We start from the raw sequence: 9,101 nt of genomic DNA, 5'->3' as shown, positions 1-9,101 counted from the left end.
GCCGGGCCTAGTTCAGTTAAACTCAAGAGTTCAGTTGCATTGATAGGGTGCCTCCATGACCGCCCAGCCCGCCCCCGGGGCGCCGGCAACCGCCGGGACCGACGCCATGCCGGCCCCCGGGACACCTGCCGCTCAGGCACCCGCCGCCGGGTCCCGGCCCGCCCCCTCCGGACCCCGCGCCGCCCGCAAGCGGCAGGCCATCGTGCGAGCCGCCCGCGATCTGTTCCTGCGCGAGGGGTTCGGCGTCGGCATGGACGCCATCGCCGCCGAGGCCGCGGTCTCCAAGGTGACCGTCTACAACCACTTCGGCAGCAAGGAGGCCCTCTTCACCGCCGTCGTCGCGGGCGCCCTCGACGAGCCGCTGACCACCGGGCCGGAGGGGCCGGACCTGGCCGGGCTCGCGGAGGCCACCGACCTGCGGACCGCGCTCACCGAGGCGGGCCGCGCCTGGGTGCGGGCCGTCCGCGCCGACGACGAGGCCCGCGCCCTGCGCGGTCTCGTCGCCGGGGAGCTGCACCGCTTCCCCGAACTCGGCCGGGCCTGGCGCGCCCACGGACCCACCGGCCACCACCCGGCCGTCGCGGACGCCCTGCGCGCCCTCGCCGACCGGGGCCGCCTGGAGATCCCGGACCTGGAGGTGGCGGTGCTCCAGCTCTACTCGCTGCTCGTCTTCCCGCAGATGGTCTTCGAGCAGTACGGGGCGGACCTCGGCGACGAGCTGAGCGAGCGGCTCCTCACCGACGGGGTGGAGATGTTCCTGCGCCGGTACGCGGCGCCCGGCACCGCCTGAGACCGCCGCCGGGACCATCGGGTGCGGCCCCGGCGCGACCGGCGGCCGGCGAGACGGGCGAAGGCGCCGCGGATGACATCCTGGGAACTCGACGGACCCCCGTACAGGAAGCGGAACGACCCCCCGGGGCGTCCATGGAGGAGCAGCGTGGAACTCGATCTCGCCGGCGCGGAGCTGAAGGCCGTCCTGAACCGGCTCCGCCGGGCACAGGGCCAGATCTCCGGTGTCATCCGGATGATCGAGGAGGGCCGGGACTGCGAGGAGGTCGTCACCCAGCTCGCCGCCGCGTCGCGCGCGCTCGACCGGGCGGGGTTCGCGATCATCGCGACCGGCCTCCAGCAGTGCCTGACCGACACCGGCGGGAGCGGCGCGTCCCCCGAGGACCGCGAAGCCATGCGGGTCCGCCTGGAGAAGCTGTTCCTGTCCCTGGCGTGACGGGGCGCGGACACGAGGACCCCCGGGCGGCGCACCCGCGCGCCGACCGGGGGTCCTCCGCCTCGCGGCCGGTCAGTCGACCGCGAGGCCCTTCAAGCGCTTGGTGACCTCGGTCAGGCGCTCGCCCTGGTAACGGGCGGCCCGCAGGACGGTCTCGGCCGGGGCGCCGTTGGCGCCGGGGTGGGCGGTGCCGTAGGGGTTGCCGCCGGCGGCGTACACGGACGGGTCCGTGAAGCCGGGCGAGACGATGATCGAGCCCCAGTGGTGGAAGGTGTTGTACAGCGCGAGCAGGGTGGACTCGTTGCCGCCGTGCAGGTTGTGGGCGCTGGTGAAGGCGGTGGCGGGCTTGTCCGCCGTGACGCCCCGCTGCCACAGGCCGCCGGTCGTGTCGATGAACTGCTTCAGCTGCGCGGCGACGTTGCCGAAGCGGGTCGGCGAGCCGAAGGCGTAGGCGTCGGCCCACTCCACGTCGTCCAGGGTGGCGACCTCGATGTCACCGGTGGCGTCGACGTGGGCGCGCCAGGCGGGGTTCGCGTCGATCGCGGCGTCGGGGGCGAGTTCGGCGGCCCGGCGCAGACGCACCTCGGCACCGGCCTTCTCCGCGCCCTCGGCCACGGCCTGGGCGAGCTGGTGAACGGCGCCGGTGGCCGAGTAGTAGATGACGGCGACCTTCACGGACATGACGGACTCTCCTCATTCGGATTACTTTCCGTTTCCGCCACGAGGCTAAGCGGATAGCCGTCCGCTTAGCAAGGGGTGCCGGTATGCTCGAACCGGGACACCGGACGCGTCCGGGACCCACGGGGAAGGCCGGGGGGCCTCCCGTACGAGGACGGGGGCGGCGCACGAGGACAGGAGCAGGCTGATGAGCACGAGGAAACCGCAGGCCGGGGACGGTCCGGCGCCACTGCTCGGCCTCCTGCCCACCAGGGGGGCACCCGCCCCCGAGCGGGCCGACGCCGCCCGCAACCGGCGCAAGATCCTGGACGCGGCCGCCCGGATCGTCGCCGAGGAGGGCCCCGAGGCCGTCACCATGAACCAGGTCGCCCACGCCAGCGGCATCGGCGTCGGCACCGTCTACCGGCGCTTCGGGGACGTCTCCCAGCTGCTCTGGGCGCTCCTCGACGACCGCGAGCGCCAGTTCCAGGAGGCGTTCATGAGCGGTCCGCCCCCGCTCGGCCCCGGCGCCCCGCCCGGCGAACGCCTCGACGCCTTCCTCGACGCCCTCGTGGACCGGGTCGGGGAACAGCGCGAGATCCTCCTCGCCGCGCACTCCGCCGCGCCGCGCGGCCGGTACACCGGCGGCGCCTACCGCGTCATGCACACCCACGTGGCGCTGCTCCTCACCCAGCTGCGCCCCGGCGCCGACGGCGCGCTCCTCGCCCACCTCCTCCTCGCCCCCTTCTCTCCGGACCTGATCCACCACCTCACCGTGGACCAGGACCTCTCGACGGACCGGCTCAAGGCGGGCGTACGCGATCTGCTGCACCTCCGCTCCTGAGAACCCGGCCCGACGCCGTGCCGCACCCGGTGGAGGGAGCCGGGCACCCGTCCACGCCGGGCGAGCCGGCGGCGCGTCCCGGCGGCCCCCGCCCGCTTCGCGGAGGGGTGACCCGTCCCGGAGGGGTGAGCCCGCCCTGCGACCTGGCGGGACCGGCGGGATGATCGGAGCATGAGCCCCGAGATCCACCTCGCCCAGCAGCCGGAGGCCGACGCGCTGCTCGGCCGCTCCCCGCTCGCCGCGCTCGTCGGCATGCTGCTCGACCAGCAGGTGCCCATGGAGTGGGCGTTCTCCGGCCCGTACACGATCGCCTCCCGGCTCGGCGCCGACGACCTCGACGCGCACGACATCGCCGCCCGCGACCCCGAGGAGTTCGCGGCGCTGCTCTCGGAGAAGCCGGCCGTGCACCGCTACCCGGGCTCCATGGCGCAGCGGATCCAGCAGCTGTGCCGCTTCCTGGTCGAGGAGTACGGCGGCGACGCCGAGGCCGTCTGGGCGGACGTGCCGGACGGCCGTGAACTGCTCGCCCGCCTCCAGGCCCTCCCCGGCTTCGGGAAGCAGAAGGCGCAGATCTTCGTGGCCCTGCTCGGCAAGCGGTACGGGGTGCGGCCCCCCGGCTGGCGGGAGGCGGCCGGGGCGTACGGCGAGGAGGGCGCGTACCGCTCGGCCGCCGACATCACGGGACCGCGATCGCTGGCGAAGGTCCGGGCCCACAAGCAGGAGATGAAGGCGGCGGCCAAGGCGGAGAAGGCCGCCGGGACCACCCCCGCAGCGACCACCACCCGAACCGCCGGAGCCACCACCCGAACCACGACCACCGGAACCACCACGACCGGAAGCGGAACCACCGGGACCACCACGACCGCGAAGGGGACCTCACGCACCAAGGCGAGCAAGAGCGACAAGGGGGCCAAGGGAGCCAAGAGCGGCAAAACGGCCAGGAATTGATAATTCCAGGTGTCATTCCTGCTCATCCTGACAGGAATTGCGAAGGACCTGTTCACAGAGCGCCCCCCAGATCGCTAACTTCCCCTCAACCGCGTCCGTATCGGGAAGGACTTCTGTGAACGCAACCCAGCGTCGAGCCGCTGCCATTCTGGCCGCCGCCGCCCTCGCCACCCCCCTGGTCCTTGCCTCGCCGGCCACCGCCGGCCAGGACCCGGCGGCCGCCCCGGCCCGCGACGCCGCGAAGCTGGCGAAGAAGCTGGTCCGGGAGACCTCCGCGCAGGGTGCCTACAAGCACCTGCAGAAGTTCCAGGCGATAGCCGACTCGGCCGGCGGCCACCGCGCGGCCGGCTCGCTCGGGCACGACGCCTCGGCCGCGTACGTGTACCAGCAGCTCAAGAAGGCCGGTTACCTCGTCTCGTACGAGAAGTTCGACTTCATCTACACCCAGACGCTGGCCGAGAAGGCCTCCGTCCTCGGCGACGCGCCCCGCGCGCTCGACATCAAGGCGATGACGTACACCAAGTCCACGCCGGTCGGCGGCATCACGGCCGGTCTGGCCGCCGCGCCCGTCGACGCCGACGGCACCTCGGGCTGCGAGCCGGGCGACTTCGCCTCCGGCACCTTCACCGGCAAGATCGCCCTGATCAAGCGCGGCGGCTGCGCCTTCGCCGTCAAGCAGGAGAACGCCGCCGCGGCCGGCGCCGTCGGCGCGGTCATCTACAACAACACCGCGGGCCTGCTCTCCGGCACGCTCGGCGACCCGGCGGCCGGCAAGATCCCGACCGGCGGCATCCCCCAGGCCGAGGGCGAGAAGCTCGCCGCCGACCTGGCCAAGGGGCCGGTCAACCTCTCCTTCGAGATCCGCCAGCTCCAGGAGAAGCGTTCCACCAACAACGTCATCGCGGAGACGAAGGGCGGCAACGCCGCCAACACCGTGATGCTCGGCTCCCACCTCGACTCGGTCACCGCCGGCCCCGGCATCAACGACAACGGCTCCGGTTCCGCCGGCCTCCTCCAGGCCGCCCTGGAGCTGGCCGAGTCCAAGGACAAGCCGCGCAACAAGGTCCGCTTCGCCTGGTGGTCCGCGGAGGAGGTCGGCCTCCTCGGCTCCGAGCACTACGTCAAGAACCTGACGGAGCTCGACCGCAAGGAGATCAAGCTCTACCTCAACTTCGACATGATCGCCTCGCCGAACTACGGCCTGTTCGTGTACGACGGCGACAACTCCGACAACGTCGGTGAGGGCGCGGGCCCCGAGGGCTCCGCCCAGCTGGAGCGCGACATCACCGACTTCATGGACAAGCGCGGTCTCCCGCACGAGGGCACCGACTTCACCGGCCGCTCCGACTACGGCCCGTTCATCAAGGTCGGCATCCCGTCCGGCGGCACCTTCACCGGCGCCGAGGGCATCAAGACCCCCGCCCAGGCGGCCAAGTTCGGCGGCCAGGCCGGCGTCGCGTACGACGTGAACTACCACGCGAAGGGCGACGACCTCAGCAACGTCAACATGACGGCCTTCGACGCCAACATCGACGTCATCGCCAACGCCGTGGGCACCTACGCCCACGACATCTCCTCCCTCCGCAAGCCGGTCGTCTCGGTCCCGACCGAGGGTGACGCGGGCAGCGGCGGCGGCCTGCACGACGACCACCACGAGGTCACCGAGTAAGGAGGACGCCGGTCCCGGGTCCTCCCTCACCGCCGCCGGCGGGCGGTGCCGAAGAGGGAGCGGGTGATCTCCCGGCCCAGCTGGGTGCCGACCGACCGGGCCAGGGACCGGAAGATCCCGCTGCCGACGACCTGCTCGACGAGCGAGGGCTCCTCCTCCGGGGCCCTCGCTCCCGTGCCTCCGGAGGCCGCGGTGCCGGCCGGGCGCCCGGCCGGCTTCGCGGCCTCCTGACCCGCCGCGGCCCGGGCGGCGGCCTCCTCGGCCGCCGCCTCCGCCGCCCGCTGCTCGGCGGTCAGCTTCTCGTACGCCGACTCGCGGTCCACCGCCTCCGCGTACCGCCCGTACAGCGGCGAGGCCTTCACCGCCGCGTCGAGGACGTCCGGCGCGACCGGCCCCATCAGCGACTCCGGTGCCCGCATCCGGGTCGCCGCCACCGGGGTCGGCGCCCCCGTCTCGCTCAGGACGGTGACCACCGCCTCGCCGGTCCCGAGCCCGGTCAGCACCTCCTCCAGGTCGTAGGGGGAGTGGGGGAAGGTCCGTACCGTCGCCTTCAGGGCCTTCGCGTCGTCCGGGGTGAAGGCCCGCAGCGCGTGCTGCACCCGGTTGCCGAGCTGCGCGAGCACGTCCGCCGGCACGTCCTTCGGCGTCTGCGTCACGAAGAAGACCCCGACCCCCTTCGAGCGGATCAGCCGCACCGTCTGCGTGATCGACTCCAGGAAGGCCTTCGAGGCGTCCTTGAACAGCAGGTGCGCCTCGTCGAAGAAGAAGACCAGTTTCGGCTTCTCCGGGTCGCCGACCTCCGGAAGGTCGTGGAAGAGGTCCGCGAGCAGCCACATCAGGAAGGTCGAGAACAGCTGGGGCCGGTCCTGTACGGCGGGCAGTTCCAGGACCGAGACGGTGCCGCGCCCGTCGTCCGCCGTGCGGAGCAGCTCACCTGTGTCGAACTCCGGCTCCCCGAAGAACGCCCCGGCACCCTGCTGCTCGAGGGCGGTGATCGCCCGCAGGATCACCCCGGCCGTCACGGTCGACAGGCCGCCGATCCCCCTCAGCTCGGCCTTCCCCGTCTCGGACACGAGGAAGGCGACCACCGCCCGCAGGTCCTTGAGGTCCACCAGCTCCAGGCCCTTGGCGTCGGCGTAGTGGAAGATCAGGCCGAGGGACTGCTCCTGCGTGCGGTTCAGCTGGAGCACCTTGGAGAGCAGGAGGGGGCCGAAGCCGGTGACGGTGGCGCGTACCGGGATGCCGGGGCCGGTGCCGCCGAGCGCGTAGAACGCGCAGGGGAAGCCCTTCGCCTCCCAGGTCTGCCCCACCTCCGCGGCCCGCGCGCGGACCTTGGCGCCGTCCTGGCCGGGGGCCGAGATCCCGGAGACGTCCCCCTTGACGTCGGCGAGGAAGACCGGCACGCCCTGTGCCGAGAGCTGTTCGGCGATCAGCTGGAGGGTCTTCGTCTTGCCGGTGCCGGTGGCCCCGGCGACCAGACCGTGCCGGTTGAGGGCGGCGAGCGGGACGCGGACCGGCGCGTCCGGGTGGCAGGCGCCGTCCCACAGCAGGGCCCCCAGATCGAGTGCCGGCCCGTCGAAGGCGTATCCGGCGGCGATCTCACTCACGCTCATGACGGACCCCGATTTCACTTATGTCATGGTTTGCACCAGCATCCCACCGCCCCCGCGTGGCTGCGCCGGGAGCCGCTCGCCCGGTAGGCTTTCCGTGTGATCTTCAAGCGCATCGGAAACGGCCGGCCGTATCCCGACCACGGCCGGGAAAGCACCCGGCAGTGGGCGGACGTCGCCCCGCGCCCGGTCCGCCTCGATCAGCTGGTGACCACCAAGGGCCAGCTGGACCTGGAGACCCTGCTCGCCGAGGACTCCACCTTCTACGGCGACCTCTTCGCGCACGTCGTGAAGTGGCAGGGCGATCTCTACCTCGAGGACGGACTGCACCGCGCCGTCCGCGCGGCGCTCCAGCAGCGGCAGGTGCTGCACGCCCGCGTCCTGGAACTCGACTGACCCTTTCGGGGGCAGTTCACCCCCATCCGGACGCGATCACATGATCATCAAGTAGGCATCGCCGACGGGCGGCATTACGCTGCGCTCATGAGCATGCTCACTCCCCCCGGAATGGGCGGAAAGTACCGCATCACGGGGGACGTCTACCCGCGCATGCGCCGCCCCCACCGCCGGCGCCGGATCGTCCTCGCCTCCGCGGCCGCCGTCGTCGTGCTCGGTGCCGCCGGCTGGGGCACGCTCCAGCTCGTCGACGTCTTCTCGGGCGGCGACGGGGGGACGAGCGCGGCGGCCGGCAAGCAGGGCGCCGACTGCAAGCCCGCGCCCAGGCCGACGGCGGCGCCCGCCGCTCTGCCCAGGCCCGCGCAGATCACGGTCAACGTCTACAACGCCACCCCGCGCAGCGGACTCGCGAAGGCGACCGCCGACGAGCTGAAGAAGCGGGGCTTCAAGATCGGCAAGGTGGGCAACGCGCCCGCCGCGTACGACAAGAAGGTGCCGGGCGCCGGGATGCTGCTCGGTGCGAACACCGCCGCCAAGGGGGTCTTCCCGGTGCTGGCCACGCAGCTCGCGGGCGCCACGACGAAGGTCGACACCCGCGCCACGGCGGATGTCGACCTGATCATCGGAACGGCCTTCAAGAACCTGTCCCCGAAGGCCACGGCGGACGCGGCCCTGGCGGCCCTCGCCAAGCCGAAGCCGGCGCCCACCCGCTGCTGAGCGCGGAGGGCGGACGCCCGGGCCGGTCCCCCGGGGCACGGCCCGCCCGCCCGCCTACTCGGCGGTGCCGTACATGCGGTCGCCCGCGTCACCCAGGCCCGGGACGATGTAGCCCTGCTCGTTGAGCCGCTCGTCGACCGAGGCGGTCACCACCGTCACCGGCGTGCCCGCGAGTTCGCGCTCCATGACCTCGACGCCCTCGGGGGCGGCGAGCAGCACGACCGCCGTCACGTCGTCGGCCCCGCGCCTGATCAGCTCCTGGATCGCCGCGACCAGCGTGCCGCCGGTCGCCAGCATCGGGTCCAGGACGTAGACCTGGCGGCCCGAGAGGTCCTCCGGCATCCGCGTGGCGTAGGTCGACGCCTCCAGCGTCTCCTCGTTGCGGATCATGCCGAGGAAACCGACCTCGGCCGTCGGGAGCAGCCGCACCATGCCGTCGAGCATGCCGAGACCGGCGCGCAGGATCGGCACCACCAGCGGGCGCGGGTGCGACAGCTTCACGCCGGTGGTGGGCGTGACGGGGGTCTCGATGTCGACCTGCTCGGTCCGCACGTCCCTGGTGGCCTCGTAGGCGAGCAGGGTGACCAGTTCGTCGGCGAGCCGCCGGAAGGTCGGGGAGTCCGTGCGCTTGTCGCGCAGGGTGGTGAGCTTGTGGGCGACCAGCGGGTGATCGACGACGTGGAGACGCATGACTCAACAGTAGCCCGCCCCGCACTGGCATCGACTCCCGCCACTGGGGGAAGGTGGGGGCACAGGGACCCAGTCGCAGGGTGGTGTGGCCGATGCCGGACCCGGAAGAGACCGCAGGCCAGGAGCGCGGAAAGCCTGAGCCGGAGACGGACGCGGAGCGCCGCAGGCGCCGCGCCCAGTTCCTGCGCGAGCTCAACGAGGCCAAGGCCCTGCGCGAGCGCGTCCAGCCCCGGCGGGCCCGCGCGGCCCGGATGCGGCAAGCCATGCGGATGCGCACCTTCCGCTGGTGAGGCCCCCGCGTCCGGACGCGGGCGCGCCCCTCTCCGTACGCGTCCTCCGCACCTG

At 72.8% G+C, this 9,101-nt stretch carries 10 protein-coding genes and 1 pseudogene; 8 read left to right on the top strand and 3 right to left on the bottom strand.

What is annotated here, in order from left to right; genetic code table 11:
* Window positions 1-55 precede the first annotated feature (55 nt).
* Both RIF68_RS16785 and RIF68_RS16780 read left to right on the top strand, forming a co-directional pair.
* Entirely contained in the window at window positions 56-790 is a 735-nt protein-coding gene (locus RIF68_RS16785; RefSeq protein ID WP_309052073.1) for a TetR/AcrR family transcriptional regulator C-terminal domain-containing protein, read from the top strand.
* 147 nt (window positions 791-937) lie between these two features.
* Window positions 938-1,225: a metal-sensitive transcriptional regulator gene (locus RIF68_RS16780; protein ID WP_309052072.1), complete on the top strand. Its 288-nt coding sequence runs from the start codon at window positions 938-940 to the stop codon at window positions 1,223-1,225.
* 72 nt (window positions 1,226-1,297) lie between these two features.
* On the opposite strand, the gene wrbA is transcribed toward RIF68_RS16780, so the two are convergent.
* On the bottom strand, window positions 1,298-1,906 hold the full coding sequence (gene wrbA / locus RIF68_RS16775) for an NAD(P)H:quinone oxidoreductase (RefSeq protein WP_309052071.1): 609 nt from the start codon (window positions 1,904-1,906) through the stop codon (window positions 1,298-1,300).
* Window positions 1,907-2,090: 184 nt separating this feature from the next.
* Here wrbA and RIF68_RS16770 point away from each other — a divergent pair, with 184 nt between their 5' ends.
* The 3 genes and pseudogenes from RIF68_RS16770 to RIF68_RS16760 all read left to right on the top strand — a co-directional run bounded on the left by RIF68_RS16770 (window position 2,091) and on the right by RIF68_RS16760 (window position 5,343).
* Entirely contained in the window at window positions 2,091-2,726 is a 636-nt protein-coding gene (locus tag RIF68_RS16770; RefSeq protein ID WP_309052070.1) for a TetR/AcrR family transcriptional regulator, read from the top strand.
* Between the two features lie 171 nt (window positions 2,727-2,897).
* A pseudogene (locus tag RIF68_RS16765) lies at window positions 2,898-3,482 on the top strand (HhH-GPD-type base excision DNA repair protein); the annotation flags it as partial.
* A 307-nt stretch (window positions 3,483-3,789) separates the two neighbouring features.
* Window positions 3,790-5,343 (top strand): M28 family metallopeptidase, encoded by a 1,554-nt coding sequence (locus RIF68_RS16760; protein ID WP_309052069.1) that lies wholly within the window; start codon window positions 3,790-3,792, stop codon window positions 5,341-5,343.
* 26 nt (window positions 5,344-5,369) lie between these two features.
* On the opposite strand, the gene RIF68_RS16755 is transcribed toward RIF68_RS16760, so the two are convergent.
* Window positions 5,370-6,956 carry a helicase HerA-like domain-containing protein gene (locus RIF68_RS16755; protein WP_375165712.1) on the bottom strand — a complete coding sequence of 529 codons (1,587 nt, stop codon included), beginning with the start codon at window positions 6,954-6,956 and terminating at the stop codon, window positions 5,370-5,372.
* A 96-nt stretch (window positions 6,957-7,052) separates the two neighbouring features.
* Between RIF68_RS16755 and RIF68_RS16750 the strand changes: the two genes are divergently transcribed.
* Window positions 7,053-7,349, top strand: coding sequence for a type II toxin-antitoxin system VapB family antitoxin (locus RIF68_RS16750; protein WP_003999914.1), 297 nt, complete (start codon window positions 7,053-7,055; stop codon window positions 7,347-7,349).
* 87 nt (window positions 7,350-7,436) lie between these two features.
* Window positions 7,437-8,066 (top strand): LytR C-terminal domain-containing protein, encoded by a 630-nt coding sequence (locus RIF68_RS16745; RefSeq protein WP_309052067.1) that lies wholly within the window; start codon window positions 7,437-7,439, stop codon window positions 8,064-8,066.
* A 54-nt stretch (window positions 8,067-8,120) separates the two neighbouring features.
* Here the strand turns inward: RIF68_RS16745 and upp are convergent, their stop codons facing one another.
* Window positions 8,121-8,756, bottom strand: a complete 636-nt coding sequence (gene upp / locus RIF68_RS16740; protein WP_309052066.1) for a uracil phosphoribosyltransferase — start codon at window positions 8,754-8,756, stop codon at window positions 8,121-8,123.
* 92 nt (window positions 8,757-8,848) lie between these two features.
* On the opposite strand from upp, the gene RIF68_RS16735 reads away from it, so the two are divergent.
* Window positions 8,849-9,046 (top strand): hypothetical protein, encoded by a 198-nt coding sequence (locus tag RIF68_RS16735; protein ID WP_309052065.1) that lies wholly within the window; start codon window positions 8,849-8,851, stop codon window positions 9,044-9,046.
* Window positions 9,047-9,101 lie beyond the last annotated feature (55 nt).

Origin of the sequence: Streptomyces sp. (assembly GCF_031178505.1) — a bacterium.
GTDB classification, from domain to species: domain Bacteria; phylum Actinomycetota; class Actinomycetes; order Streptomycetales; family Streptomycetaceae; genus Streptomyces; species Streptomyces gulbargensis.
This window is presented reverse-complemented; position numbering and strand designations above follow the sequence as displayed.